The sequence below is a fragment of the Pseudomonas sp. 05T35 genome (assembly GCF_056396605.1).
On the sequence record NZ_JBFTLU010000843.1, the window covers coordinates 1 to 725 of the forward strand.

Sequence of the window (725 nt, forward strand, 5' to 3'; positions counted from 1 at the left end):
ATCCAGGTCAACCACCGGCGGGGCTGCATTCGTTGGTCTGCAGCATCGGGTGGGCGGTGGTATGACAGCATTCCGACTAACAGCAGTATCGACATGACCAGTCGAGAGGCCGGCCCATAAAGCAGGAAGAGCCAGATATTGTGGTGTGCGAGCCCGGTGAACGCACCGTGCAATGCATAGATCAGTACAAAACCGAGAAACCCAAGCGTCATCCATCGCAGCAGCGGCTCTCCCGATGACTGATAGCAGCGCCACGTCACGTAAGTGACAAACAAGCCTTCCAGAGTGGCTGCCGTGATCGCAATGATATGGAACGTGTGGTTCTCGAATAGAAGGGTGGGGTCCTGAAAGAAGTACAAGTAGCTAAWCAGGTAGGCAGGGATAAACGCAAACCCTGCGAGCAGCAGGCAGGCATAAACCTTGATGATGAGACGGATGGCTTCAGGTGGCTCGCCGGTGGCGATGCTATTGCTCATGGCTCCCTCCAATATTCAATATGTTTTGCCAGCACCGGACCGGTAGTAGCTCCGTCGCCGCATACACGCTGCGGCGGATTTAGAGTGTAGAGCGCGAAATTGATCGGACTCCGGTCTTCCATGGCTTTGGCTCCTGTGGCGATTAGTAGCCTAGTCGAGTAATGACAGAGCTGCAGAAGGAACGGTCTGAATTTGGTATAGCAACTCCTTCGCGGGGGGCGCGCGACGCAGCGGTAGGAAATCTTGAGG

The 725-nt window shown here is 55.2% G+C and carries 1 pseudogene; it reads right to left on the reverse strand.

The features are described from left to right. A pseudogene (locus AC1DH9_RS30225) lies at positions 1–476 on the reverse strand (GGDEF domain-containing protein); the annotation flags it as partial. Positions 477–725: the final 249 nt, after the last annotated feature.